21 protein-coding genes are annotated in these 24,657 nt (G+C 69.0%); 8 read left to right on the top strand and 13 right to left on the bottom strand.

Going from position 1 to position 24,657, the window contains the following annotated elements; translation table 11 throughout:
* Nucleotides 1-4 precede the first annotated feature (4 nt).
* The 3 genes from FHW81_RS18380 (at nucleotide 5) to FHW81_RS18370 (ending at nucleotide 4,758) form a co-directional block, all read left to right on the top strand.
* Nucleotides 5-1,831: an alpha/beta hydrolase family protein gene (locus FHW81_RS18380; protein ID WP_031801555.1), complete on the top strand. Its 1,827-nt coding sequence runs from the start codon at nucleotides 5-7 to the stop codon at nucleotides 1,829-1,831.
* Nucleotides 1,832-1,916: 85 nt separating this feature from the next.
* Entirely contained in the window at nucleotides 1,917-3,080 is a 1,164-nt protein-coding gene (gene ercA / locus FHW81_RS18375; protein ID WP_003088548.1) for an alcohol dehydrogenase-like regulatory protein ErcA, read from the top strand.
* Nucleotides 3,064-4,758, top strand: coding sequence for a hybrid sensor histidine kinase/response regulator (locus tag FHW81_RS18370; RefSeq protein WP_003106469.1), 1,695 nt, complete (start codon nucleotides 3,064-3,066; stop codon nucleotides 4,756-4,758). Before ercA ends, FHW81_RS18370 begins: the two co-directional genes overlap by 17 nt.
* Before the next feature lie 32 nt (nucleotides 4,759-4,790).
* Here FHW81_RS18370 and FHW81_RS18365 read toward each other — a convergent pair whose 3' ends face one another.
* The 6 genes from FHW81_RS18365 to FHW81_RS18340 form a co-directional block, all read right to left on the bottom strand.
* Nucleotides 4,791-5,999, bottom strand: coding sequence for an MFS transporter (locus tag FHW81_RS18365; protein ID WP_023091380.1), 1,209 nt, complete (start codon nucleotides 5,997-5,999; stop codon nucleotides 4,791-4,793).
* Between the two features lie 124 nt (nucleotides 6,000-6,123).
* Entirely contained in the window at nucleotides 6,124-6,687 is a 564-nt protein-coding gene (locus tag FHW81_RS18360; protein ID WP_003088555.1) for a putative glycolipid-binding domain-containing protein, read from the bottom strand.
* Nucleotides 6,684-7,040 (bottom strand): MmcQ/YjbR family DNA-binding protein, encoded by a 357-nt coding sequence (locus tag FHW81_RS18355; protein ID WP_003111913.1) that lies wholly within the window; start codon nucleotides 7,038-7,040, stop codon nucleotides 6,684-6,686. Before FHW81_RS18355 ends, FHW81_RS18360 begins: the two co-directional genes overlap by 4 nt.
* Nucleotides 7,041-7,058: 18 nt before the next feature.
* The gene (locus tag FHW81_RS18350; RefSeq protein WP_003088559.1) at nucleotides 7,059-7,337 is read right to left on the bottom strand and encodes a peptidylprolyl isomerase; all 279 of its coding nucleotides are present in this window, start codon (nucleotides 7,335-7,337) and stop codon (nucleotides 7,059-7,061) included.
* Nucleotides 7,338-7,394: 57 nt separating this feature from the next.
* Nucleotides 7,395-9,350 (bottom strand): acetoacetate--CoA ligase, encoded by a 1,956-nt coding sequence (locus FHW81_RS18345; protein ID WP_023114324.1) that lies wholly within the window; start codon nucleotides 9,348-9,350, stop codon nucleotides 7,395-7,397.
* 67 nt (nucleotides 9,351-9,417) lie between these two features.
* Nucleotides 9,418-10,338, bottom strand: coding sequence for a LysR family transcriptional regulator (locus FHW81_RS18340; RefSeq protein ID WP_003088564.1), 921 nt, complete (start codon nucleotides 10,336-10,338; stop codon nucleotides 9,418-9,420).
* Between the two features lie 131 nt (nucleotides 10,339-10,469).
* On the opposite strand from FHW81_RS18340, the gene FHW81_RS18335 reads away from it, so the two are divergent.
* The 4 genes from FHW81_RS18335 to FHW81_RS18320 all read left to right on the top strand — a co-directional run bounded on the left by FHW81_RS18335 (nucleotide 10,470) and on the right by FHW81_RS18320 (nucleotide 14,827).
* Nucleotides 10,470-11,168: a CoA transferase subunit A gene (locus FHW81_RS18335; RefSeq protein ID WP_003088566.1), complete on the top strand. Its 699-nt coding sequence runs from the start codon at nucleotides 10,470-10,472 to the stop codon at nucleotides 11,166-11,168.
* A 34-nt stretch (nucleotides 11,169-11,202) separates the two neighbouring features.
* On the top strand, nucleotides 11,203-11,859 hold the full coding sequence (locus FHW81_RS18330) for a CoA transferase subunit B (RefSeq protein WP_003088567.1): 657 nt from the start codon (nucleotides 11,203-11,205) through the stop codon (nucleotides 11,857-11,859).
* A gap of 149 nt (nucleotides 11,860-12,008) precedes the next feature.
* The gene (locus tag FHW81_RS18325) at nucleotides 12,009-13,190 is read left to right on the top strand and encodes an acetyl-CoA C-acetyltransferase (protein WP_003121716.1); all 1,182 of its coding nucleotides are present in this window, start codon (nucleotides 12,009-12,011) and stop codon (nucleotides 13,188-13,190) included.
* Nucleotides 13,191-13,402: 212 nt separating this feature from the next.
* Entirely contained in the window at nucleotides 13,403-14,827 is a 1,425-nt protein-coding gene (locus tag FHW81_RS18320) for a short-chain fatty acid transporter (protein WP_003088572.1), read from the top strand.
* Between the two features lie 200 nt (nucleotides 14,828-15,027).
* On the opposite strand, the gene bdhA is transcribed toward FHW81_RS18320, so the two are convergent.
* The 7 genes from bdhA to hmgA all read right to left on the bottom strand — a co-directional run bounded on the left by bdhA (nucleotide 15,028) and on the right by hmgA (nucleotide 23,672).
* On the bottom strand, nucleotides 15,028-15,798 hold the full coding sequence (gene bdhA / locus FHW81_RS18315; RefSeq protein ID WP_003113501.1) for a 3-hydroxybutyrate dehydrogenase: 771 nt from the start codon (nucleotides 15,796-15,798) through the stop codon (nucleotides 15,028-15,030).
* A 33-nt stretch (nucleotides 15,799-15,831) separates the two neighbouring features.
* Complete coding sequence (locus tag FHW81_RS18310) at nucleotides 15,832-17,223, bottom strand: GntP family permease (RefSeq protein WP_031629149.1); 1,392 nt, start codon at nucleotides 17,221-17,223, stop codon at nucleotides 15,832-15,834.
* 261 nt (nucleotides 17,224-17,484) lie between these two features.
* Nucleotides 17,485-18,930, bottom strand: coding sequence for a sigma-54-dependent transcriptional regulator HbcR (gene hbcR / locus FHW81_RS18305; RefSeq protein WP_003162265.1), 1,446 nt, complete (start codon nucleotides 18,928-18,930; stop codon nucleotides 17,485-17,487).
* Between the two features lie 68 nt (nucleotides 18,931-18,998).
* Nucleotides 18,999-20,351: an MFS transporter gene (locus tag FHW81_RS18300; RefSeq protein WP_003113504.1), complete on the bottom strand. Its 1,353-nt coding sequence runs from the start codon at nucleotides 20,349-20,351 to the stop codon at nucleotides 18,999-19,001.
* Nucleotides 20,352-20,435: 84 nt separating this feature from the next.
* Nucleotides 20,436-21,074 (bottom strand): maleylacetoacetate isomerase, encoded by a 639-nt coding sequence (gene maiA, locus FHW81_RS18295; RefSeq protein WP_016561820.1) that lies wholly within the window; start codon nucleotides 21,072-21,074, stop codon nucleotides 20,436-20,438.
* Complete coding sequence (fahA, locus tag FHW81_RS18290; RefSeq protein WP_003100400.1) at nucleotides 21,071-22,369, bottom strand: fumarylacetoacetase; 1,299 nt, start codon at nucleotides 22,367-22,369, stop codon at nucleotides 21,071-21,073. Before fahA ends, maiA begins: the two co-directional genes overlap by 4 nt.
* A 4-nt stretch (nucleotides 22,370-22,373) precedes the next feature.
* Nucleotides 22,374-23,672, bottom strand: a complete 1,299-nt coding sequence (gene hmgA, locus FHW81_RS18285) for a homogentisate 1,2-dioxygenase (protein ID WP_003100397.1) — start codon at nucleotides 23,670-23,672, stop codon at nucleotides 22,374-22,376.
* A 160-nt stretch (nucleotides 23,673-23,832) separates the two neighbouring features.
* Here hmgA and FHW81_RS18280 point away from each other — a divergent pair, with 160 nt between their 5' ends.
* Nucleotides 23,833-24,636 carry an IclR family transcriptional regulator gene (locus FHW81_RS18280; protein ID WP_003100395.1) on the top strand — a complete coding sequence of 268 codons (804 nt, stop codon included), beginning with the start codon at nucleotides 23,833-23,835 and terminating at the stop codon, nucleotides 24,634-24,636.
* Nucleotides 24,637-24,657 lie beyond the last annotated feature (21 nt).

The raw sequence follows: 24,657 nt of genomic DNA, 5'->3' as shown, positions 1-24,657 counted from the left end.
GGCAATGGTCGACTACGGCGACTGGCCGAGCGACTGGAGCGCCGAGCGCGCGGTGGCCGCCGGGCGCGATTTCAGCGAGCTGAAGGCGGCCCATGGTGGGCTGGCCTGGGTGGAATTCGATCCGGCCAGCGCGCGCTCGCGCCTGTACCTGTGGCGCGACGGCGTGCTGGAGGAGCCCACCGCGCCGGACGGCTCGGTGCGCAGCCGGGTCTACGAGTACGGCGGCGGCGCCTGCTGCGTGACGCTCGACGGGCTGGCCTGGGTCGACGAAACCGACCAGCAGGTACGCCGCTGGCGAGCGGGCCGCGCAGCCCAAGTGCTGGGCGGCGGGGCGCAGTGTCGCTACGGCGACCTGGCCTACGTCGATGCCTGGGATGCCCTGCTGGCGGTGGAAGAGAGCCATGGGCCGACCGGGGTCGTGCATCGCATCGTGCGCCTGGACGCCGATGGCGCGCGCCGGGTGCTGGTCGAGGGCGCCGATTTCTACGCCGCGCCGCGTGCCGCCGGCCAGGGGCGGCGGCTGGCCTGGATCGAATGGGACCGTCCGCACCAGCCCTGGACCGAGACCCGCCTGGGCCTGGCGGAGAATGGGCGTACGCGCTGCCTGGCCGGAGCCGGAGGCGGCGAGTCGATCCAGCAACCACGCTTCGATCCCGCCGGCCGCCTTCACTGGCTGAGCGACCGCGACGGCTGGTGGCGTCCCAGCGCCGAGGTAGCGTTGGCCGGCTGCTTCGCCGATGCCGACCACGCTGGCGCGCCCTGGCAATTGGGCGCTTGCAGCTACCTGCCGCTGGGAGAGGGAAGGCTGCTGCTCAGTCGCGTCGAGGCCGGCGGCGGGCAACTGTTCCTGCGCGAAGCGGACGGCAGCGAGCGGCGCCTGGCCGCGGACTGGAACCGGTTCGCCGGACTGGCCGCGGATGCCCGGGCGTTCTACTGCATCGCGGCGGCGGCCGGGCGCCTGCCGGCGCTGCTGGCGATCCATCGCGACGAGCTGCGTGTCGAGGTGCTGCGTGGCGGCGAGCGACCGCTGGCGGAGGACGACCTGTCGCATCCGCAGGCCTTCGTCTATGGGCTGGGCAACGGCGAAAACGGCCACGGTTTCTTCTATCCGCCGCGCAATGCCCGCCGCCGCGTCGATCCCCGACGACCACCGCCGCTGCTGGTGTGGCTGCATGGCGGACCGACCTCGATGCATTCGCCGGCGTTCGATGCCGGCCTGCAGTTCTGGACCCAGCGCGGTTTCGCCGTGGCGGCGCTGAACTACCGGGGCAGCAGCGGCTACGGCCGCGCCTATCGGCAGCGCTTGCGCGGCCAGTGGGGGCGCCTGGAGTTGCGCGATATCGAGGCCGCGCTGGCGCAGCTGGACGCGGAGGGACGGATCGACCGCGCCCGGGTCTTCGTCCGTGGCGCCAGCGCCGGAGGCTACAGCGCGTTGCGCGCCCTGGCTTGCCTCGATGGCCTGCGCGGCGGCGCCAGTCTCTATGGGGTCAGCGATCCGTTGGCACTGGCGCGTTGCACCCACAAGTTCGAGGGTGACTACCTCGACTGGCTGATTGGCGACCCGCTGCGCCAGCGCCGTCGCTACCTGGTGCGCAGCCCGGTGCTTCAGGTCGGGCGTATCCGCGCGCCGGTAGTGTTCTTCCAGGGCGGGCTCGACGCGGTGGTGGTGCCGGAGCAGACCGAGGCGATGGTCGCCGGCCTGCGGCGCAGCGGCGTGCGCGTGGAGTGCCACCGCTATCCGCAGGAGCGCCACGGTTTCCGCCAGCCGGCCAATCGCGCCCATGCGCTGCTGGCGGAATGGCGCTTCTACCTGGGCCTGCTGGAGGATTGAAAGGGCCGCCAAGGTCGCATTGCAATAACCGACGAATGCAGTAGGCTGCCGGCAATGTCCGATAACAATAAGAATGGTCTGTCAGATGAGCCACGACCTCAGCCAACTGCGTAAATTCGTCTCGCCCGAGATCATCTTCGGCGCCGGCTGCCGGCACAGCGTCGCCAACTACGTGAAGACCTTCGGTGCGCGCAAGGTCCTGCTGGTCTCCGACCCCGGCGTGCTCGCCGCCGGCTGGGTCGCCGACATCCAGGCAAGCCTGGAGGGGCAGGGCATCGACTACTGCCTGTATACCGACGTTTCGCCCAACCCCCGGGTCGACGAGGTGATGCTCGGCGCCGAGTTCTATCGCAGCGAGGGCTGCAACGTGATCGTCGCGGTGGGCGGCGGCAGCCCGATGGATTGCGCCAAGGGCATCGGCATCGTCGCCGCCCATGGCCGCAGCATCCTCGAGTTCGAAGGCGTCGACCGGCTGCGGGTGCCGAGTCCGCCGCTGATCCTGATCCCGACCACCGCCGGGACTTCGGCGGACGTCTCGCAGTTCGTGATCATTTCCAACCAGGACGAGCGCATGAAGTTCTCCGTGGTGAGCAAGGCGGTTGTGCCTGACGTCTCGCTGATCGACCCGGAAACCACGTTGACCATGGATCCCTTCCTTTCGGCCTGTACCGGCATCGATGCACTGGTACACGCCATCGAGGCGTTCGTCTCCACCGGCCACGGGCCGCTGACCGATCCCCACGCGCTGGAAGCGATGCGCCTGATCGATGGCAATCTGGTACAGATGATCGCCAACCCCGGCGACATCGCCCTGCGCGAGAAGATCATGCTCGGGAGCATGCAGGCCGGGCTGGCCTTCTCCAACGCCATCCTCGGCGCGGTGCATGCCATGTCGCACAGCCTCGGCGGCTATCTCGACCTGCCCCACGGCCTGTGCAACGCGGCGCTGGTCGAACACGTGGTGGCGTTCAACTACAGCGCCGCGCCGGAACGCTTCAAGGTGATCGCCGAGACCTTCGGCATCGATTGCCGCGGTCTGACCCAGGGGCAGGTCCGCCAGCGCCTGGTGGACCACCTGATCGCCTTCAAGCACGCCGTGGGTTTCCACGAGAGCCTCGCCCTGCACGGGGTCGGCAGCTCCGACATTCCTTTCCTCTCGCGCCACGCGATGCAGGACCCGTGCATCCTTACCAACCCGCGCGAGTCGAGCCAGCGCGATGTCGAGGTGGTCTATGGCGAGGCCCTCTGAGCAGCAGCAGGAGGCCCTGGCCGGGTTACTCGGCCTGGGCAGCCACTCCGCGCGCAAGAGCCACTACCCGGAGCTGCTGGCGCGCCTGGAGGAGCTGGAGGCCGAGCGCAACCGCTACAAATGGCTGTTCGAGCACGCGGTGCACGGCATCTTCCAGGCCAGCCTCGGCCAGGGGCTGCGCGCCGCCAATCCGGCGCTGGCGCAGATGCTCGGCTACGACGATCCGCAACAGGTGCTCTGGTCGCTGGAGGACATGGCCGGGCAACTGTTCGTCGGCGGCGAGGCCGAGATGCGACGGATCCGCGCGCTGCTGCGCGAGCGCGGCGGCCTGTTCGGCTACGAGACGCGCCTCTGGCGCAGGGACGGCAGTCACATCGAGGTATTGATGAACCTGCTGCTCAGGCACGACGAGGAAGAATTGGTCGAAGGTTTCGTCGCCGACATCACCGAGCGGGTCCAGGCCCAGCAGCGCCTGCAGACCATGAACGAGGAGCTGGAGCGGCGGGTAGCCGAGCGCACCCACGAGCTGGAAGAGCTCAACCGCCAGTTGCGCCAGGCGCGCGACGCCGCCGAAGCCGCCAACCACAGCAAGGACAAGTACCTCGCCGCCGCCAGCCACGACCTGCTGCAACCGCTCAACGCGGCGCGGCTGCTGGTCGACACCCTGCGCGAACGGGGCCTGCCGGCCGCCGAACTGCAACTGGTGGAGCGCACCCACCTGGCCCTGGAAGGTGCCGAGACCTTGCTCACCGACCTGCTGGAAATCGCCCGGCTCGACCAGAGCGCGATCCGTCCGGACCTGGACGACTATTCCCTCGACGAACTGCTCGCTCCGCTGGCCTCGGAGTTCGAGGAAGTCGCGCGTGCCGCCGGCCTGGCCCTGCGTGCGCGGATCCCGCGACTGGCAGTGCGCACCGACGCGCGCCTGCTGTCGCGGATCCTGCGCAACTTGCTCAGCAACGCCTGCCGCTACACCGAGCGCGGCAGCGTGCTGCTGGGGGCGCGCCGGCGTGGCGGCAAGGTACGCCTGGAGGTGTGGGACACTGGCCGGGGCATCCCCGCCGACCAGTTGCAGGCGATCTTCCTCGAGTTCAACCAACTGGACGCCGGGCGCGCTTCCGAGCGCCGTGGCGTCGGACTCGGGCTGGCCATCGTCGACCGTATCGCCGGCATCCTCGGCTACCGCATCGAGGTGCATTCGACTCCAGGCCGAGGCTCGCTGTTCGCCATCGAGGTGCCGCTGGTCCGCAAGCCGGCGCGGCCAGCACCCGGCGAGGCGATTGCGCGGGTTTCGGCTGGTGATCCGCTGCCGGGACGGCGGCTGCTGGTGGTGGACAACGAGACCGAGATTCTCTTCAGCATGTCCGCGCTGCTCGGCCAGTGGGGCTGCGAGGTGCTTACCGCCACCGACCTGGAAGGCGCGCGCAAGGCGCTCGATGGCCGCGCGCCGGATGCGATCCTGGTCGACTACCACCTGGACCACGGCGCTACCGGTTGCCAGTTGCTGGGCGCCTTGCGCGAGGACTACGGCGCGGAGATCGCCGCGGTGATGATCACTGCCGACCGCAGCGACGATTGCCGCCGCGCGCTGGCCCGCCTGGGCGTGCCGCTGCTCAACAAGCCGCTGAAGCCCGGCAAGCTGCGCGCGGCCCTGAGCGCCTTGCTCGGCGAGCTCTAGAACGCGTACCGCCGCCTGGGACGGTGCACGCCCTAGCCAGGCCGGCGGCTGCGCCGGTGCAGTGCGACGGCCAGGGCCAGCCCGCCGAGCGAGGCCAGGCAGGCGAAGAGGAACATCGAGCGGAAGCCGAACAGGTTGGCGACGAAGCCCACCAGCGGCCCGGTGATGCCCAGCGACAGGTCGACGAACAGCGAGTAGGCGCCCAGCGCCGCGCCACGGTTGGAAGCCGGTACCATGTTCACCGCTTCCACGCCGAACGCCGGGAACACCAGGGAGAAGCCGAAGCCGGTGAGGGCCGCGCCGGCCAGGCCGACCCAGGGATTCGGCGCGCTCCACAGCAACAGCAGGCCGAGGCTTTCGACGCCGAGGCAGATGATCGCCACGCGGAAGCCGCCGAGCCGGTTGATGCTATTGGCGAACAACAGCCGGGCGCCGATGAAGCAACCGCCGAAGGCACTCAGGCAGAGCACTGCGTTGGCCCAGCCACGGCTGGCGTAGTAAAGGGTGATGAAGGTGGCGATGGTGCCGAAGCCGATCGCCCCCAGCGCCAGGCCCATACCGTGCGGGGTGACCCGGCCGAGCACATGGTGGAACGGCAGTCGCTCGCCGTGCACCAGCGGCGCCGGCAACTTCGGCCAGGCCAGGGCGAAGCCGAGCGCCCCGAGCAGGACGATGGACGCGCCCATGCTCCACAGCCCCAGCCACTGCACCAGCAGCACCCCTAGCGGCGCCCCGAGGGCGATGGCGCCGTAGCTGGCGATGCCGTTCCAGGAAATCACCTTGGCGGTGTGCGGCGCGCCGACCCGGCCGATGCCCCAGCCGATCGCCGCCGAGCCGACCAGGCTTTCCGCCGCGCCGAGTACCAGGCGGCCGACCAGCAGGCTGGCCAGGCTCAGCGCCGGCCAGCCCTGGATCGCCACCGAGAGCAGCATGAACAGCCCGCTCGCGGCGCTGCCGGCCATGCCGTAGAGCACTGCGCGCTTCGGCCCGAGGCCGTCGATGACGCGCCCGGCGTAGGGTCGGGCGAGCAGGGTGGCGAGGTACTGCAGGCTGATCACCAGGCCGGCCAGCACCGAGCCGTAGCCGAGGTCGTCGTGCACGTAGCCGGGCAGCACCGCCAGCGGGATGCCGATGGTCAGGTAGCCGATGAAGGTGAACATCACCACCGAGACGATCTGCAGGGTGACGTTCTGCCGGGCGCTGTCCTGCGCCGGCGGGGTGGGGCGGATATCGACGGACATGTGGGAAACGCGGTCGCAGTGGGTTGTCGCGGTCCGCCATGATGACCGTTGCAGATGACGAATGAAAGCAGGCTAACGGATTCGCCGGGCTATCGGCGACGCGCGGTGCCCGGCGCTAGCGCGTTCAGAGACGCTGGAAGAGACCCGGGTAATCGATCACCAGGCCCTGTTCGTCCACCAGCAGTACCGCTTTGAACGCGCTGCCTTCGAGGTTCTCGTAGAGGTAGTGGCTGGCGTCCAGGCGGGTGTATGCCTGGCGCATGCTACGCGGCTCCAGGGCCGGGGCCTCGATGTAGAGCGCGCGGATTTCCGCGCGCTGGCCATCGGCCAGGCCCAGGCGGCGGATCGGGAAGGTGTTGGTGAAGGGGCTTGGCCAAATATCGATGTCCAGGCAACCGTCGAATGCCGGTAGCGCTTCGCCGTCGCCGTCCTGCCAGTGGCCGCGGCCATCGGCGAGCAGGTGCAGCTTGCGCACCCCGGTTTCGCTTTCGACGTGGAACACCGCCTCACGCAGATGCCAGTCGGCGTCCCAGCGCAGCCGGTAGTCCAATTGGTAGGGCAGGCCGCTGCGTTCGTCCGGCGCGCGCAACTGGCTTTCCGCCTGGTCGTCCTCCAGGCGCAGGGCCTCCCAGCTGGACGACGGCGAGCGCCACAGGCCGGCCCAGGTGTACAGACGGTCGCGACTCATGCGTCGAGTACCAGGCCGAGGCGCTGGCGCTTGGGCAGGCGCGCCACCACCAACTGATGGGAACGGACCAGGGCCTCGCGCAACTCCGCCGCCTTCATCGGGTAGGGGCGGGCCATGACGATCCAGTGCGCGCGCGCCAGGTAGGGCGCCGGACGGATGCCGGGGCGGTCGACATAGCCGAGGAACAGCTCGCTGCCGACCTTGAAGGCCAGGCCGCCGTCCTTGTCGACGAAGTCGAGGATGGCGAACATCTTGTTGCCGGCCACCGAGAACACCCGGTTCGAACCCCACTTGAGGTCTTCCCGGGCGCCGGGCAGTTGCAGGCAGAAGGCGGCGATCTGGTCGGCGGTCATGGACGCTCCGGTGGCGGTTCAGTCGCGGAAATACACTTCCAGGAGATGGTAGCCGAACTGGCTCTTCAGCGGACCCTGGAGCACGCCCACGGGTTTCCTGAAGATGGCATTGTCGATGGACCTGACCATCTGCCCCGGGCGCACCTCGCCGAGGTCGCCGCCGCGCTTGCCGGACGGGCAGGTCGAATGCTTCTTCGCCAGCGTGGCGAAGTCCTCGCCCTTGGCCAGGCGCTGCTTCAGTTGCGCGGCCTCGGCTTCGGTCTTGACCAGGATGTGGCGGGCCATGGCGACGGGCATGGAATTACCTTTTGCGGTAGGACGGAACGCGCATTCTAGCCCAGGCTCGCCGCGGCTTCAGTCGCGCAGTTCGGCGAGGTCGCGATAAAGCTCCAGCGCCTGCGGGTTGGCCAGGGCGTCGGTGTTCTTCACCGGGCGGCCGTGGATCACGTTGCGCACCGCAAGCTCGACGATCTTGCCGCTCAGGGTGCGCGGGATATCGGCGACCTGGATGATCTTCGCCGGTACGTGGCGCGGCGTGGCGTTGGCGCGGATGGTCTGGCGGATGCGTTCGCGCAGCGGCTCGTCGAGTCGCACGCCGTCGCGCAGGCGGACGAACAGCAGCACACGCACATCGCCCTGCCAGTCCTGGCCGATGGCGATGGACTCGAGGACTTCCTCGACCTTTTCCACCTGGCGGTAGATTTCCGCGGTGCCGATGCGCACGCCGCCGGGATTGAGCACCGCGTCGGAGCGGCCGTGGATGACCAGCCCGCCGTGGGCGGTTTCCTCGGCGTAGTCGCCATGGGCCCAGACGCCGGGAAAGCTGGCGAAGTAGGCGTCGTGGAACCTGGTGCCATCCGGGTCGTTCCAGAAGCCCAGCGGGATCGACGGGAAATGCCGGGTGCAGACCAGCTCGCCCTTGCCGCTGGCGAGGCGGCGGCCGTCGTCGTCCCAGATTTCCACGGCCATGCCCAGCGCCTTGCATTGCAGTTCGCCGCGCCACACCGGCAGCACCGGGTTGCCGATGGCGAAGCAGGAAACGATGTCGGTGCCGCCGGAGATCGACGACAGGCAGAGGTCGCTCTTCAGCTCGCGGTAGACGTAGTCGAAGCTTTCGTGGGCCAGCGGCGAACCGGTGGAGAGCAGTGTCCTCAGGCTGTCCAGGCGGTGGCTGTGGCGCGGGCGCACGCCGGCCTTCTCGAGCGCCGCCAGGTACTTGGCGCTGGCGCCGAACACGGCGATGTCCTCGGCGTCGATGAGGTCCAGCAGGCGCTCGGGGCCGGGGTGGAACGGCGAGCCGTCGTAGAGCACCAGGCTGGCGCCCACCGCCAGACCGGAGGCCAGCCAGTTCCACATCATCCAGCCGCAGGTGGTGTAGTAGAACAGCCGGTCGCCGTCGCCCAGGTCGGTGTGCAGGCCGTGCTCCTTGAGATGTTGCAGGAGCACGCCGCCGGTGGCATGGACGATGCACTTGGGGACTCCGGTGGTGCCCGACGAATAGAGGATGTACAGCGGCTGCTCGAAGGGCACCGGGGTGAAGACCGGCTCGCCCTCGGCCTGGTAGAACCCGTCCCACAGCGCGACCTGCGCCTGGCAGCGGTAGTCCTGCGGCTGCGCCTGCGGACGGTCGTAGGGCACCACCAGCAGTTGCTCCAGGCCGGGCAGGCCGGCGAGCACCTCGTTGAGCTTGGCGGTCAGGTCCAGCGACTTGCCGGCGTAGCGGTAGCCGGCACAGGCGATCAGCACGCGCGGTTCGATCTGGCCGAAGCGGTCGATCACGCCCTGGGTACCGAAGTCCGGCGAGCAGCTCGACCAGGTCGCGCCGAGGCTGGCGGTGGCGAGCATGCCGACCACGGTCTGCCAGGTGTTCGGCATCAGCGCGGCGACCCGGTCGCCGGGGCCTATGCCCAGGGCGGCGAGGCGCTTCTGCAGGCCCGCCACGTGACGGGCCAGTTCGGCGTGGCTGAGCACCTCGCGGCGACCGTCTTCGCTCACCGCGATCAGCGCCGGGGCATCATCGCGGCGGCGCAGCAGGTGTTCGGCGAAATTCAGCGTGGCGCCGGGGAACCAGCGCGCCGAGGGCATCTGCGCGCCTTCCTCGAGGACCGCACGCGGCGGTTGCTGGAAGCGCACCTCGAAGAAGTCGACGATGGCCTGCCAGAACGCCTCGCGCCGCTGCACGCTCCAGGCATGCAGCGCCGGGTAGTCGACCAGGCCGAGGGCGTGCCGCTGGTTGACGAAGCGTCGGAAGGCCTCCATGCGACTGGCGGCGATGCGTTCGGCGGAAGGGCTCCAGAGCGGTGCGGGCATGGCGTGTCCGTCCTTGTTGTTGTTCCGGGACATGCAGGAAGCATAACCGGACCCGCCGCTGCCTGCCTCACTCCGTGGACTGGTCCTGCGGCAGCGCCAGCGAGCGCCAGTCGGTGCCATGCAGCAGCACGTCGCTGAGGGCCTGGGCGGCGGTGGACAGCTTGTGCTCGCTCAGCCGCAGCAGGCCGACCCGTCGCTGCACCTGCGGCGCGTAGAGCGGCAGGCAGCGCGCGCCGAGTTCCTGCATCTGCTGGATGCACAGGGTCGGCACGGCGCTGACACCGAGTCCCTGGGCGACCATCCGCCCGACCGTGACCAGTTGGTGGCTCTCGAACGCCACCGGCAAGCGACCGTGCTCGGCGGCCACGCTTTCTTCCAGGAGCAGGCGCACCGCCGAGGGGCGTTGCAGGGTGATGAAGGGCTCGCCGAGCAGTTCGCGCCAACTGATCCGCTCCTGCCCGGACAGCGGCGAGCCGGTCGGCACCACGGCGACGAAGCGGTCGCTGTAGAACGGGGTGAACTCGAGGTTTTCCAGGGACTCCGGCTCGAAGGCGATGCCCAGCTCGACGCGTCGGTTGCGGACCATCTCCAGCACCTGCTCGTTGATCACGTCGTGCACCGCCACGTTGACCCGCGGGTGGCGTTCGCGAAAGGTCTTCAAGACCAGCGGCAGCAGGTTGCCGGCGAAGGAGGGCATGGCGGCGATGGAGACCTTGCCCAGTTGCAGGGTGAAGTGCTGGCGCAGCAATTCCTCGGTATTGTCCCAGTCGGCCAGCAGGCGCAGCGCCAGCGGCAGCAGGGTCTCGCCCTCGGGGGTGAGGCTGACGCTGCGGGTGGTACGTTCCAGCAGCGGACCGCCGAGGCTTTCCTCCAGGCTCTTGATCGCCAGGCTCAGGGCCGGCTGGGAGAGGTGCAGGCGTTCGCCGGCCTGGGCGAAGCTGAGGCTCTGCGCCACGGCGAGGAAGGCGCGCAACTGCTTGACGGTCATTTATTTGTTTTTCTCATCAATGGATTGGAAAAACAAACTTAACAAATCAGTCCGCAGCGGAGAAGCTCTGTGCGACCCGGCAGTCAGACTGCCGCACGCACAATCACAAGAGCCGGAAGAGGCACAGCAGCATGAGCGGACTCGACAAGCGAGTAGGCAGTTACGAAGAGGCCCTCGAAGGCCTGACCGACGGCATGACCGTCCTCGCCGGGGGCTTCGGCCTCTGCGGGATTCCCGAGAACCTGATCGCGGAAATCCGCCGGCGCGGGGTCAGGGACCTCACGGTGGTCTCGAACAACTGCGGCGTCGACGGTTTCGGCCTCGGCGTGCTGCTGGAAGACCGGCAGATCCGCAAGATGATCGCCTCCTACGTCGGCGAGAACGCCCTGTTCGAGCAACAACTGCTCAGTGGCGAGCTGGAAGTCGAACTGACCCCGCAAGGCTCGCTGGCCGAGAAGATCCGCGCCGGCGGCGCCGGCATCCCGGCCTTCTTCACCGCCACCGGCTACGGCACCCCGGTCGCCGAGGGCAAGGAGGCGCGCGAGTTCAATGGCCGCCACTACATCCTCGAACCGGCCATCACCGGCGACTTCGCCATCGTCAAGGGCTGGAAGGCCGACCATTTCGGCAACGTCGTCTATCGCCACACCGCGCAGAACTTCAACCCGCTGGTCGCCACCGCCGGGCGCATCACGGTGGTCGAGGTGGAGGAGATCGTCGAGCCCGGCGAACTGGACCCGACGCAGATCCACACCCCCGGCATCTACGTCGACCGGATCATCCAGGGTCGCTTCGAGAAACGCATCGAGAAACGCACGCTGCGCGCCTGACGGCGGCCGCTACAACGACAAGAGGTTTCCCCAGATGGCACTTACCCGCGAACAGATGGCGCAGCGCGTGGCGCGCGAATTGAAGGACGGCTACTACGTCAACCTCGGCATTGGCATCCCGACCCTGGTGGCCAACTACGTACCGGAGGGCATCGACGTCATGCTCCAGTCGGAGAACGGCCTGCTCGGCATGGGCGCGTTCCCCAGCGAGGCGGAAGTCGACGCCGACATGATCAACGCCGGCAAGCAGACCGTGACCGCCCGCGTCGGCGCGTCGATCTTCGACTCGGCGCAGTCCTTCGCCATGATCCGTGGCGGCCACGTCGACCTCACCGTGCTCGGTGCCTTCGAGGTGGACGTGCGCGGCAACATCGCCTCCTGGATGATCCCCGGCAAGCTGGTCAAGGGCATGGGCGGCGCCATGGACCTGGTGGCCGGCGCCGAGAACATCATCGTCACCATGACCCACGCCTCCAAGGACGGCGAGTCCAAGCTGCTGCCGTACTGCACCCTGCCGCTGACCGGTTGCGGCTGCATTCGCAAGGTGCTCACCGACCTGGCCTACCTGGAGATCGAGGACGGCGCCTTCATCCTCCGCGAGCGCGCCCCCGGGGTCAGCGTCGAGGAGATCGTGGCGAAGACCGCCGGCAAGCTGATCGTCCCCGAGCACGTGCCGGAAATGAGTTTCTGAATCGCGGCCCGCGCGGCCGGCGCCTCCACGCAAGGCGCCGGCCGCGCGGACCGTCCTTTCCAGAGGGCGTAGGATAGGAGCCTGTCGCACCGCCTACGTCCACCCGCAGCGATTCGGCCCGGCCACGGGCGAATCCAGGAGAACCATCCATGCAAGACGTCGTCATCGTCGCCGCTACCCGTACCGCCGTCGGCAGCTTCCAGGGCTCGCTGGCCGGCATTCCCGCCCCCGAGCTGGGCGCCGCGGTGATCCGCCGCCTGCTCGAACAGACCGGTCTCGATGCCGGCCAGGTCGACGAAGTGATCCTCGGCCAGGTGCTCACCGCCGGTTCCGGGCAGAACCCGGCGCGCCAGGCGGCGATCAAGGCCGGCCTGCCGGTCGGCGTGCCGGCCATGACCCTGAACAAGGTCTGCGGCTCCGGCCTCAAGGCCCTGCACCTGGGCGCCCAGGCGATCCGCTGCGGCGACGCCGAGGTGATCGTCGCCGGCGGCCAGGAGAACATGAGCCTGGCGCCCTACGTCATGCCCGGCGCCCGCACCGGCCTGCGCATGGGCCATGCGAAGCTGGTCGACAGCATGATCGAGGACGGCCTGTGGGACGCCTTCAACGACTACCACATGGGCATCACCGCCGAGAACCTGGCGGAGAAGTACGGCCTGACCCGCGAGGAGCAGGACGCCTTCGCCGCCGCTTCGCAGCAGAAGGCCATCGCCGCCATCGAGGGCGGGCGCTTCCGCGACGAGATCACGCCGATCCAGGTCCCGCAGCGCAAGGGCGAGCCGCTGAGCTTCGATACCGACGAGCAGCCGCGCGCCGGCACCACCGTCGAGGCCCTGGCCAAGCTCAAGCCGGCCTTCAGGAAGGACGGCAGCGTCACCGCCGGCAACGCCTCCAGCCTCAACGACGGCGCCGCCGCGGTATTGCTGATGAGCGCAGCCAAGGCCAAGGCCCTGGGCCTGCCGGTGCTGGCGCGGATCGCCAGCTACGCCAGCGCCGGGGTCGACCCGGCGATCATGGGCATCGGCCCGGTCTCCGCCACCCGTCGCGCGCTCGACAAGGCCGGCTGGAGCCTGGAGCAACTGGACCTGATCGAGGCCAACGAGGCCTTCGCCGCGCAGTCCCTGGCGGTGGGTCGGGAACTGGGCTGGGATGCCGCCAGGGTCAACGTCAACGGCGGCGCCATCGCCCTTGGCCACCCGATCGGCGCGTCCGGCTGCCGGGTGCTGGTGACCCTGCTGCACGAGATGATCCGTCGCGACGCGAAGAAGGGCCTCGCCACCCTGTGCATCGGCGGCGGGCAGGGCGTCGCCCTGACCCTGGCCCGCGACTGATCCATCGACCTGCCGCTCGCGGCGTGATCGCGCCATGTCCTTTCGCGGGGGCATGGCGCGCTCGTGTCCAGGGAACGAGCGGCGGACGGCCTTGACCGTCCGACCGGCCCCGTACCGTTCCGCCCCTCGGGACGGCCGGGTGCCCAGGGAGCCGTAGCACACACAGGCGGCCCCGTAGTCGCCGAATAACAATAAAACCGAGAGAATCCGCGATGACCGCTATCCTTCCCATCCAAGAAAGCCGCTCCGCGCGCTTCGCCATGCGTTGCTCGAACTGGGCCGAGCGCTGGTTTCCCGACTCCTGGGTGTTCGCCGCCCTGGCCATCCTCATCGTCAGCCTGGCCGCGCTGGCCATGGGCGCCGGACCGACCGCCACGGCGAAAGCCTTCGGCGACGGTTTCTGGAGCCTGATCCCGTTCACCATGCAGATGGCCTTCGTGGTCATCGGCGGCTATGTGGTGGCCAGTTCAGGCCCCGCCTCGCGTCTCATCGACCTGCTCGCGCGGGTGCCGAAGAATGGCCGCTCGGCGGTCTGCTGGGTGGCGCTGGTGTCGATGCTCGCCTCGCTGCTCAACTGGGGCCTCAGCCTGGTCTTCGGCGGCCTGCTGGTACGCGCCCTGGCGCGCCGCAGCGACCTGCGCATGGACTACCGCGCCGCCGGCGCCGCGGCCTACCTCGGGCTGGGCGCGGTGTGGGCGCTGGGCCTGTCGTCGTCGGCCGCGCAGTTGCAGGCCAACCCGGCCAGCCTGCCACCGTCGATCCTGGCGATCACCGGGGTGATCCCCTTCACCGAGACCATCTTCCTCTGGCAGTCCGGGGTCATGCTGCTGGCGCTGATCCTGGTCTCGCTGGTGATCGCCTACATGACCGCGCCGAGCGCCGCCAGCGCCCGCGACGCCAAGGATTGCGGGGTCGACGTGAGCTTCACCGCTCCGGCCAGGCTGGCGCCGACCCGGCCCGGCGAGTGGCTGGAGCACAGCCCGTTGCTGATCATCCTGCTGGTACTGCTGGCCGGCGGCTGGCTGGTCCACGAGTTCTCGACCAAGCCGGCGATCCTGGCGATCTCCGGGTTGAACACCTATAACCTGCTGTTCCTGATGCTCGGCGCGTTGCTGCACTGGCGCCCGCGCAGCTTCCTCGACGCGGTGGCGCGCGCGGTGCCGACCACCACCGGGGTGCTGATCCAGTTCCCGCTGTACGGCTCGATCGCGGCGATCATGACCACGGTCAACGGCAGCGACGGCGAGACCCTGGCCCACCATATCTCGACCTTCTTCGTACAGATCGCCTCCCACGACACCTACGCGCTGCTGATGGGCGTGTACTCGGCGGTGCTGGGCTTCTTCATTCCCTCCGGCGGCGGCAAGTGGATCATCGAGGCGCCGTACGTGATGCAGGTGGCCAACGAGCTGCAATACCACCTCGGTTGGGCGGTGCAGATCTACAACGCCGCCGAGGCGCTGCCGAACCTGATCAACCCGTTCTACATGCTGCCGTTGCTCGGCGTGCTGGGGCTGAAGGCGCGCGACCTGATCGGCTTCTCGTTCGTCCAGTTGCTGGTGCACATCCCGCTGGTGCTGGTGCTGCTCTGGGCCCTGGGCAGCACCCTGGCGTACATCCCGCCGGTGATGCCGTAGCGCATCGGCGGACCGACCTGGCCCCGATAACTTCCTCTCCCTGAAGGGAGAAGGTTGGGGAGAGGGTAGCCGCGCCGGGAAACGAGGTATCGGCGGATAACGCCTGTGGCGTTATCCGCCCTACGCAATGGGGCGGGCGAACTCCGGATGGTTCCCTCTCCCTTCAGGGAGAGGGTCTGGGGAGAGGCTGGCCGCCCCGGCTACTGCGCCACCCAGCCGCCATCCATGTTCCAGGCCGCGCCGCGCACCTGGTCGGCGGCTTCGCTGCAAAGGAACAGCGTCAGTCCGCCGAGTTGCTCGGGGGTGACGAAGGCCAGCGAGGGTTGCTTTTCCGCCAGCAGGTCATGTTCCGCCTGTTCGGGCGAGACGCCCTCGGCGGTGCGCGCGTCGATCTGCTTCTGCACCAGCGGGGTCAGCACCCAGCCGGGGCAGATGGCGTTGCAGGTCACCGGCGTGCGCGCCGTTTCCAGCGCCACACTCTTGGTCAGGCCGAGCACGCCATGCTTGGCGGCGACGTAGGCGCTCTTCCCGGCCGAGGCGACCAGGCCGTGGGTCGAGGCGATGTTGACGATCCGCCCCCAGCCGCGCGCGAGCATGCCCGGCAGGGCCAGGCGGGTGGTATGGAACACCGAGGACAGGTTGATCGCGATGATCGCGTCCCAGCGTTCCGTGGGGAATTCCTGCACCGGCGCCACGTACTGGATGCCGGCGTTGTTGACGAGGATGTCGACGCCGCCGAAGGTCCGCTCGGCGAAGGCCATCAGTTCGCCGATCTGCTCCGGGCTGGAGAGGTCGGCCGGGTGGTGCTCTGCGCGCACGCCGCGGGCGCGGACCTGCGCCAGTGCCGCGTCGACCTCGCCGAAGCCGTTGAGGAGCAGGTCGGCGCCGGCCTCGGCCAGGCTCAGGGCGATGCCCAGGCCGATGCCGCTGGTGGAACCGGTGACCAGGGCGGTCTTGCCTTTCAGGGTCATGCTGTTTCTCCCGCTGGATGAAAAAAGGGCGGATCAGACCAGGCCGGTGGCGTAGAACAGCCCGATGACGAAGAACACCGCCAGGGTCTTGATCAGGGTAATACCGAAAATGTCCTTGTACGCCTCCCGATGGGTCAGGCCGGTGACCGCCAGGAGGGTGATCACCGCGCCGTTGTGCGGCAGGGTATCCATCCCGCCGCTGGCCATGGCGGCGACCCGGTGGAGGACTTCCAGGGGGATCTGCGCGGCGTTGGCGGCGGCGATGAAGGTATCGGACATCGCCGCCAGGGCGATGCTCATGCCGCCCGACGCGGAACCGGTGATGCCGGCCAGCAGGGTGACGGTGATCGCTTCGTTGACCAGCGGATTGGGAATGCTCTTGAGCGCGTCGGCCAGCACCAGGAAGCCCGGCAGCGAGGCGATCACCGCACCGAAGCCGTATTCCGAGGCGGTGTTCATCGCCGCCAGCAGCGAGCCGGCCACCGCGCTGCGGGTGCCTTCGGCGAGGCGGCTGCGGATCGCCGCGAAGCCGCTCGCCAGCACCAGCAGGATGCCCAGCAGCAGGGCCGCCTGCACTGCCCAGATCGCGGTGAGCTTGCCGACCTCGGTCTGCAACGGCTTGGCCATGCCGGCCAGTTGCAGGGTATGGACCTGGCCGTACCATTGCGGGATCCAGTGGGTGAACAGCAGGTTGGCGACCCCGACCAGCACCAGCGGCGAGAGCGCCAGCCAGGGATTCGGCAGGCGCAGGTCATCGGCGGTCTCCGGCTCGTTGCGCAGGTCGCTGCCGTAGCCTTCGCCGTTGCGCCGCGCCTTGTTCGCCTGGCGTCGCAGGTAGAGCATGCCCACGGCGAAGACGAACAGCGCGCCGAGGGTGCCGAGCCAGGGCGCGGCCCAGGCGTGGGTGCCGAAGAAGGTCGAGGGGATGATGTTCTGGATCTGCGGGGTGCCGGGCAGCGCGTCCATGGTGAAGGAAAACGCGCCGAGGGCGATGGTCGCCGGAATCAACCGCTTGGGGATGTCGCTCTGGCGGAACATCTCCGCGGCGAACGGGTAGACCGCGAACACCACCACGAACAGCGAGACGCCGCCGTAGGTGAGCAGCGCGCAGACCAGTACGATCACCAGCATCGCCTGGCGGGTGCCGAGCAGGCGGATCGCCGCCGCGACGATGGAACGGGAGAAGCCGGCCAGCTCGATCAGCTTGCCGAACACCGCGCCAAGCAGGAATACCGGGAAGTAAAGCTTGATGAAACCGACCATCTTCTCCATGAACACCCCGGTGAAGGTCGGCGCGACCGCGCTGGGATCGGTGAGCAGGACGGCGCCGAGGGCGGCGAGGGGGGCGAACAGGATGACGCTATAGCCCCGGTAGGCGGCCAGCATCAGCAGGCCCAGGGCGGCAAGGGCGATGATCACGCTCATCGGGCATATCTCCACGGCGCTGCGGGGCGCGCTTCGCATGGGGAAGGCGCTCCGGGCCTGTTTCTTGTTGTCGAACGGTGCGGGCACCGGCGTGACGGCCTGGAACGGGGCAGGGCCGTCGGAAAGGCACGTTGCGATAACCGTGCCAGGCCCCAGAATCGCGGTTTTCGTGGGCTGCGGCGAGACGAAGGGGAGCGTGGGGAATAGCGTTGTCTCAAAATGGAGACGTAATCGAGCGAAAGTTCCGTGGCTATGCAGGTCTCAGTTCGTCTCTATTTCGAGACGAGTCCCGCTATCGAGACGCATGCCCAGCGCCACGATCTTCTTGTACAGGGTCGAGCGACCCAGGCCCAGGCGTTTCGCCGCTTCCACCACATTGCCGGCACTCTGCGCCAGGGCCCGTCCGATCAGGTCGCGCTCGAAGGCTTCGCGGGCCTGTTGGAAATCCCCGACCGGCCTGTCGTCCGCCGCTCGAGGCAGCTCTGGCAGCGGTTGCAGGGGGCCCAGCGCCGCGCCGAGGGCGGCGGCGTCCAGCAACGGTTGGTCGGCCAGCAGCAGCGCGCGTTCCAGCACGTTGCGCAGTTCGCGGACGTTGCCCGGCCAGGCATGCCGGGCGAGCAGCGCCAGGGCGTCGCCGCCGAGTTCGTGGAGACGGCCGTGGTCGAGGCTGTCGAGGATCGACTCGCAGAGCGCCGGGAGGTCGTCCAGGCGCTGGCGCAACGGTGGGATCTCGATCGGCAGGACGTTCAGCCGGTAGTAGAGGTCAGCGCGGAAACGGCCTTCGCGCATCGCCTGCTGCAGGTCGATGGAAGTGGCGGCGACCAGGCGGATGTCGCTGCGGATCACTTCGTTGGAACCCACCGCTTCGAACTCTTTCTCCTGTAGCACGCGCAACAGCTTGCCTTGCAAGGCCAGCGGCATGTCGCCGATCTCGTCGAGGAACAACGTGCCGCCCTGGGCCACCTGCAACTTGCCTGGCCGGCCCTTGCGCTCGGCACCGGTGAAGGCCCCCGGGGCGGTACCGAAGAATTCGGCCTCCAGCAGGCTTTCCGGGATCGCCGCGGCGTTCACGCTGACGAAGGCCTTGTGCGCCCGCGGCGAAGCGCTGTGGATGGCGTGGGCGAGCAGTTCCTTGCCGGTGCCGGTCTCGCCGAGCAACAGCACCGGCGCTTCGCTGGCCGCGCCACGGCGGGCGCGGCGCTTGACTTCCAGGCTGGCCGGACTGGTGCCGACGAAGTGGCTGAAGCTGTACTTGGCCTGGCGCGCCTGCAATTGCGAGCGGGTCGAGGCCAGTTCGCGCTGCATGCTCAGGTAGCGGGTCACCAGCGGCGACAGAGAACGCAGTTCGTCGAGCAGGGCGAAGCCGATGGCGCCGATCACTTCGCCGGCGTCGTCGTGGATCGGCAGGCGCATCACCACCAGCGGGTCCTTCGCGCTGTCCATCATGTCCAGCAGGATCGGCTTGCCGCTGCCTACCACTTCGCGCAGCAGGCTACCGGGGATCACGCTTTCGCAGGGCCGGCCGATGGCCTGCGCCGGGTCGGCGAGGCCGAAACGCTGGGCGTAGCGCTGGTTGATCCAGACGATGCGGGCCTCGCGGTCGACGATCACCGTGCCTTCGCTGGAGCCTTCGACGATCTCGAACAGCGAACGGATCGCCTGCTGGCGCACGCGTTGGTAATCCTGGAGGCTGTCGGCGTCGTTCATCGGCGGCTCCTGCGGCGGACGGCGAAACGGCCCGCCACTGTAGCCGGGAAGCCGCTCGCGGTGAAGGCTCAGGATTCCTCGACGGCCAGCGCGGCGGCGCTTTCCCGCTGCGCCTGGGCGGCGGGCGAGCGGACCTGGAGGATCAGTAGCGCGGCGAGCCCGGCGGGAATCGCCGCAAGCATGAAGATGTTCTCCACGGATATGTGCATGCCTAGCAGCAGGCTGCCGAACAGTGGGCCGAGGATCGAACCGAAGCGGCCCACGCCCAGCGCCCAGCCGGTGCCGGTGGCGCGTACCTGGGCCGGGTAGAAGTTGCTGGCGAAGGCGTTCAGGGTCAACTGCCCGCCGATGATGCAGAAGCCGGCGGCGAAGACGAACGCCAGCAGCCAGCGCGGCTGGTCGTGGTTGAGGCCGAGGAGCAGGGTGAACAGCGCGGCGCCGGCGAGAATCGCCGCCAGCAGGCGGACCTTGCTGCGCAGGCGGTCGGCGAGCCAGGCCAGGAGCATCGCGCCGAGGGTGCCGGCGAAGAGGAACATCGAGGTCGCCAGGTTCGCCGCATTGCGTGTCAGGCCGCTTTCCTGGAGCAGCGAGGGCAGCCAGCTGACCATGAAGTAGAGCAGGATCAGGCTGACGAAGAAGGTCGCCCAGAGCAGCAGGGTCGGCCGCGCGTAACCGTGGCGGAACAGCTCCAGCACGGTCAGGCTTGCCGCCGGCTCGGCGTCGGCCTCTGCCGGCGGCGGCTGCCAGCCCGGCGCCATACGCTCGCTGAGCTGGCGCAGGCGGGCATAGGGCGGTGCGTCGCGGAGCAGGCGCGGCAGCGACTCCGGGAGGAACAGGAGGAGGAAGGGGAACAGCAGCAACGGGGTGACGCCGCCGGCGAGGAACACCGCCTGCCAGCCGAAGCCGTCCATGAAGGCGGCGGCGACGAAACCGCCGGCGGCGCCGCCGAAGGAGAAACCGCAGGCCGCCAGGGTGACCATCAGGGTACGCAGGCGCGGTGGCGAATACTCGGCCATCAGCGCCATGGCGCTGGGCATCGCCCCGCCCATTCCGATGCCGCAGACGAAGCGCGCCAGCATCAGGCTTTCCAGGGAACCGGCGAAGACCATCAGGACGGTCAGGCTGGCGTAGATCAGCACGCAGCAGAGCAGCACCCGGCGGATGCCGAAGCGGTCCGCCAGCGGCGTCACCAGCAGCGAACCGACGGTCAGGCCGAACAGGTTGGCGCTGAACACCGGGCCGAATGCGGCCTTGTCCAGGCCCCATTCCTGGGCCAGGGTCGGCACCACGTAGCCGAGCACCTGGGCATCGTAGCCATCGGTGACCAGCAACAGGGCGAGGAGCAGCAGCAACAGCCACTGGTAGCGGGACACGGGGCGCGCGTCGAGCGCCGCGCGAAAGCTGGCGATCTGGTTGTGCATCGCAAGGTACCTGAGGTTCTTATTGGTGATGGGGCGTCCGGCGGACGCCCCCCTTTATCTTCAGGAGCGGGACTCTGCGGTCCCTCAGGCGGCCGGGGTGTCCGGCTGGTTGGCCGGATGGGCCTGGCGGAACGCCGGATGGGCGGCGGCCAGGTCGGCGACCCGGCGGATCCGTGGCCAGGCGTCCAGCGCCACGCCGAAGCGCTCGGCGGCGTAGAGCTGCGGGACCAGGTAGACGTCGGCCAGGCCCGGCCGGTCGCCGAAGCACCAGCCCTGGTTGCCGATCAGTTGCTCGACGGCGGCGAGACCCTGGCCGACCCAGTGGCCGATCCACTGCCGGACCTGCTCTTCGTCGTGGCCCCACTGACGCAGCAGGTTGAGCACGCTGGCGTTGTGCAACGGGTGGATGTCGCAGCCGACCAGCGCCGCGACTCCGCGCTCGCGGGCGCGGCGCAGCGGATCGCTGGAGAGCAGGGCGGGTTGCGGGTAGCGCTCCTCGAGGTACTCGATGATCGCCGGCGACTGGATCAGCAGCTCGCCCTCGTCGACCTGCAGGGCCGGTACGCGGCCCTGCGGGTTGAGCGCCAGGTAGGCGGGTTGGCGGTGTTCGCCGCCGTCGCGGACCAGGTTGACCGGCAGCGACTGGTAGTCCAGCCCCTTCAGCGCCAGGGCGATGCGCACCCGGTAGGAGGAGGTGGAACGGTAGTAGGTATAGAGCTTCATCCGCGCGCCCCCGGAAGGGCCGCGAGCACCTTGCCACGACATTCGCCGAAACCGATCGAGACATGTCCCTCGCGCTTGCAGCGGGCGCGGAGGATGACCTCGTCGCCGTCCTCGAGGAAGCGCCGGGTCTCGCCGGAGGCCAGTTGCACCGGCTGCTTGCCGCCAGCGGTGATCTCCAGCAGCGAGCCGAACTGGCCGGGCTCGGCGCCGGACAGGGTGCCGGAGCCGAACAGGTCGCCGGGCTGCAACTGGCAGCCATTGACGCTGTGGTGGGCGACCATCTGCGCCACCGTCCAGTACATGCTCAGGCTGTTGCTCAGGGTCAGGCGCTGCGGCGGCAGGCCTTTCTCGCGCAGGCCCTCGGTGAGCAGCAGGACCTCCAGCTCGATGTCGAAGGCGCCGTGGGCCTGGTCGTTGTCGTCGTAGAGATACGGCAGCGGCCGCGGGTCGCCTTCGGGGCGCGCTGGCTGGGCACGGCGGAACGGCTCCAGGGCTTCGGCGGTGACCACCCAGGGCGAGACGCTGGTAATGAAGCTCTTCGACAGGAACGGGCCGAGCGGTTGGTATTCCCAGGCCTGGATGTCGCGCGCCGACCAGTCGTTGAGCAGGCAGAAGCCGGCGATGTGCTCGGCGGCGCGGGAAACCGGGATGGCTTCGCCGAGGGCGTTGCCCTGGCCGATCCAGATGCCCAGCTCCAGTTCGTAGTCCAGGCGCGCGCAGGGGCCGAACACCGGCTCGCTGGCGCCGGCCGGCAGGGTCTGGCCGTTGGGCCGGCGCACTTCGCTGCCGGAGACGCGCACGGTCGAGGCGCGGCCGTGGTAGCCGATGGGCACGTGCTTGTAGTTGGGCAGCAGTGGGTTGTCCGGGCGGAACAGCTTGCCGACGTTCTCGGCGTGGCGGATGCCGACGTAGAAGTCGGTGTAGTCGCCGATCCTGGCCGGTAGGTGCATTTGGCACTCGGCGGCCGGATGGAGCAGTTCCGGGCGCTCCGCGGCGCCTTCGCCGAGCAGCTCCAGCAGGCGCTGGCGCAGCGCCACGCGGGCCGGCTTGCCGAGGGCGAAGAAGGCGTTCAGCGCGCCGCCGCGGGTGGCTTCGGCGGCTTCGCCGGCGGCACCCTCGAACAGCCCGGCGGCCAGCGCCGCGTCCAGGTCGAGGATCGAGTCGCCGATGGCCACGCCGCAACGCGGGCTCAGGCCGGCACGGCTGAAGATGCCCAGCGGCAGGTTTTGCAGGGGAAAGTCGGCATGCCCATTGGCGGAGGCGACCCAGCTACGAGTGGGGGTTGGCTGGTTCATGGGGTTATCTCCGTTGCGGGTTGAAGGTGGATACGAGCGACGCCCAGCAGGCATCGTAGTCATTCTGCAGGGCCGGCGTCTCGAGGGCGGCACGGCTCGGCCGGAGTACCTGGCTGGTCTCGAACATGAAGGCCATGGTCTGGTCGATCCTGTGCGGCTTGAGGTCGGCGGCGATGGCCTTGTCGCAGCTTTCCGCGTCCGGGCCGTGGGCGCTCATGCAACTGTGCAGCGAGGCGCCGCCGGGCACGAAGCCGCCGGCCTTGGCGTCATAGGCGCCCTGGATCAGGCCCATGAATTCGTTCATCAGGTTGCGGTGGAACCATGGCGGACGGAAGGTGTTCTCGGCCACCATCCAGCGCGGCGGGAAGATCACGAAGTCGATGTTGGCCAGGCCGGGGACGCTGGTGGGGGAGGTCAGCACGGTGAAGATCGACGGGTCCGGGTGGTCGAAGCTGACCGTGCCGATGGTGTTGAAGCGGCGCAGGTCGTACTTGTAGGGCACGTTGTTGCCGTGCCAGGCGACCACGTCCAGCGGCGAGTGGTCAAGCTCGCAGGCCCACAGTTCGCCGAGGTATTTCTGCACCAGTTGCAGCGGCTGGCGGCTGTCCTCGTAGCGCGCCACCGGGGTCAGGAAGTCGCGCGGATTGGCCAGGCCATTGCTGCCGATCGGGCCGAGGTCGGGCAGGCGCAGCGGCGCGCCGTGGTTCTCGGCGATATAGCCGCGTGCCTCCCCGTCGAGCAGCTCGACGCGGAACTTCATCCCGCGCGGGATCACCGCGATCTCCAGCGGTTCGACTTGCAGCGCGCCGAGTTCGGTGCACAGGCGCAGACGGCCCAATTGCGGGACCAGCAGCAGTTCGCCATCGGCGTCGTAGAAGCAACGCTCCATCGAGCGGTTGGCCAGGTACTGGTAGATGCTCACGCCGGCGGGCTTGTCGCCGGGCGCGTTGGCGGCCATGCGCAGCAGGCCGTCGAGGAAGTCGGTGGGCTGCTCGGGCAGTGCCAGCGGGTCCCAGCGCAGGCGGTTGGGAGTCGGCGCATCCAGTTCGGCACCGGCGATCTGTCGTTCCAGGCGGCGGAACGGCGGATGCTTGGCCGACGGCGTGATGCGGTACAGCCAGGTGCGCCGGGCCTCGCTGCGAGCCATGGTGAAGGCGGTGCCGGAGAGCAGTTCGGCGTACAGGCCGTAGGGCGCTTTCTGCGGGGAGTTCTGGCCGACCGGCAGGGCGCCGGGGAGCGCTTCGCTGCTGAATTCGTTGCCGAAGCCCGATTGATAGGCGAGGGCAGTGGAGTCGAGGTTCATCTGAGGCCTCCGGGGAGTGGGGGCAGCTTGCCGCCGATCCGCCGGGGACCTGGCACGCTGGCTGCGTTATTTTTATCGTAATTCAATTACGCATAACGTAATTTGAGTGGAAAGCAGCGTCAAGCTATAACGTCGGCCCCGCCCGCAGGAACCCGCGTCCATGGAAAAGAACAGCAGTCCCGCCGAAACCTCCGGCAAGCAGAAGGTCCGCTCCGCCGAAGTCGGTACCGATATCCTCAAGGCCCTCGCCGAACTCTCCCCGGCGACCTCGCTGTCGCGCCTGGCGGAGCATGTGGGGATGCCGGCGAGCAAGGTCCATCGCTATCTGCAGGCATTGATCGCCAGCGGCTTCGCGGTCCAGGACGCCTCCACCAATCATTACTCGCTGGGGCGCGAGGCCCTGCGCGTGGGCCTGGCGGCGCTGGACAGCATGGACGTGCTGAAGAGCGCCGCCGCGCCGCTGGCCGAGCTGCGCGACGAGCTCAACGAGACCTGCTTCCTCGCCGTCTGGGGCAACCGTGGCGCCACCGTGGTACAGGTGGAACAGGCGGTGCGCGCGGTGACGGTGGTCACCCAGGTCGGCTCGGTGCTGCCGCTGCTCGGTTCGTCCACCGGCCTGGTGTTCGCCGCGTTCCTGCCGGAACGCGAGGTGGCCGAGCTGCGCGAGGAAGAGTTGGCCGGGCGCGCCGACCATCCGCTGGCCGACCCGGCGGCCTACGCGGTGCTGCTGGAGGGCATCCGCGCGCGCGGCCTGCATGCGATCCATGGGCTGCTGATGCCTGGGGTGGAGGCGCTCTCGGCACCGGTGTTCGACGCCCGCGGGCGGGTGGCGGCGGTGCTCACGGTGGTCGGCCCGGCGAGCATCTTCCAGGCCGAGGAGCAGGGGCCGGCGGCGGAACGGCTGCTTGCGACGACTCGGGCTATCAGTTGGCGGATGGGGTATGACGGCACCCAGGGTGGATGATGCAGTCTCCGAGCCTGAGGG

Origin of the sequence: Pseudomonas sp. RC10-4-2, from assembly GCF_050433085.1 — a bacterium.
Taxonomy (GTDB): Bacteria; Pseudomonadota; Gammaproteobacteria; order Pseudomonadales; family Pseudomonadaceae; genus Pseudomonas; species Pseudomonas aeruginosa.
The sequence above is the reverse complement of the archived record's forward strand: the minus strand, read 5'-3'. Positions and strand labels throughout refer to the sequence as shown.

Excerpts from the sequence above, each read along its gene's own strand:
- FHW81_RS18320 (WP_003088572.1), top strand. The coding sequence starts at position 13,403 with ATGACCGCTATCCTTCCCATCCAAGAAAGCCGCTCCGCGCGCTTCGCC.
- FHW81_RS18310 (WP_031629149.1), bottom strand. The coding sequence starts at position 17,223 with ATGAGCGTGATCATCGCCCTTGCCGCCCTGGGCCTGCTGATGCTGGCC.
- FHW81_RS18335 (WP_003088566.1), top strand. The coding sequence starts at position 10,470 with ATGAGCGGACTCGACAAGCGAGTAGGCAGTTACGAAGAGGCCCTCGAA.
- FHW81_RS18300 (WP_003113504.1), bottom strand. The coding sequence starts at position 20,351 with ATGCACAACCAGATCGCCAGCTTTCGCGCGGCGCTCGACGCGCGCCCC.
- ercA (WP_003088548.1), top strand. The coding sequence starts at position 1,917 with ATGAGCCACGACCTCAGCCAACTGCGTAAATTCGTCTCGCCCGAGATC.
- maiA (WP_016561820.1), bottom strand. The coding sequence starts at position 21,074 with ATGAAGCTCTATACCTACTACCGTTCCACCTCCTCCTACCGGGTGCGC.
- FHW81_RS18380 (WP_031801555.1), top strand. The coding sequence starts at position 5 with ATGGTCGACTACGGCGACTGGCCGAGCGACTGGAGCGCCGAGCGCGCG.
- FHW81_RS18355 (WP_003111913.1), bottom strand. The coding sequence starts at position 7,040 with ATGACCGCCGACCAGATCGCCGCCTTCTGCCTGCAACTGCCCGGCGCC.
- FHW81_RS18340 (WP_003088564.1), bottom strand. The coding sequence starts at position 10,338 with ATGACCGTCAAGCAGTTGCGCGCCTTCCTCGCCGTGGCGCAGAGCCTC.
- FHW81_RS18350 (WP_003088559.1), bottom strand. The coding sequence starts at position 7,337 with ATGCCCGTCGCCATGGCCCGCCACATCCTGGTCAAGACCGAAGCCGAG.
- FHW81_RS18365 (WP_023091380.1), bottom strand. The coding sequence starts at position 5,999 with ATGTCCGTCGATATCCGCCCCACCCCGCCGGCGCAGGACAGCGCCCGG.
- hbcR (WP_003162265.1), bottom strand. The coding sequence starts at position 18,930 with ATGAACGACGCCGACAGCCTCCAGGATTACCAACGCGTGCGCCAGCAG.
- FHW81_RS18370 (WP_003106469.1), top strand. The coding sequence starts at position 3,064 with ATGGCGAGGCCCTCTGAGCAGCAGCAGGAGGCCCTGGCCGGGTTACTC.
- hmgA (WP_003100397.1), bottom strand. The coding sequence starts at position 23,672 with ATGAACCTCGACTCCACTGCCCTCGCCTATCAATCGGGCTTCGGCAAC.
- FHW81_RS18345 (WP_023114324.1), bottom strand. The coding sequence starts at position 9,350 with ATGCCCGCACCGCTCTGGAGCCCTTCCGCCGAACGCATCGCCGCCAGT.
- fahA (WP_003100400.1), bottom strand. The coding sequence starts at position 22,369 with ATGAACCAGCCAACCCCCACTCGTAGCTGGGTCGCCTCCGCCAATGGG.
- FHW81_RS18280 (WP_003100395.1), top strand. The coding sequence starts at position 23,833 with ATGGAAAAGAACAGCAGTCCCGCCGAAACCTCCGGCAAGCAGAAGGTC.
- FHW81_RS18330 (WP_003088567.1), top strand. The coding sequence starts at position 11,203 with ATGGCACTTACCCGCGAACAGATGGCGCAGCGCGTGGCGCGCGAATTG.
- FHW81_RS18360 (WP_003088555.1), bottom strand. The coding sequence starts at position 6,687 with ATGAGTCGCGACCGTCTGTACACCTGGGCCGGCCTGTGGCGCTCGCCG.
- bdhA (WP_003113501.1), bottom strand. The coding sequence starts at position 15,798 with ATGACCCTGAAAGGCAAGACCGCCCTGGTCACCGGTTCCACCAGCGGC.
- FHW81_RS18325 (WP_003121716.1), top strand. The coding sequence starts at position 12,009 with ATGCAAGACGTCGTCATCGTCGCCGCTACCCGTACCGCCGTCGGCAGC.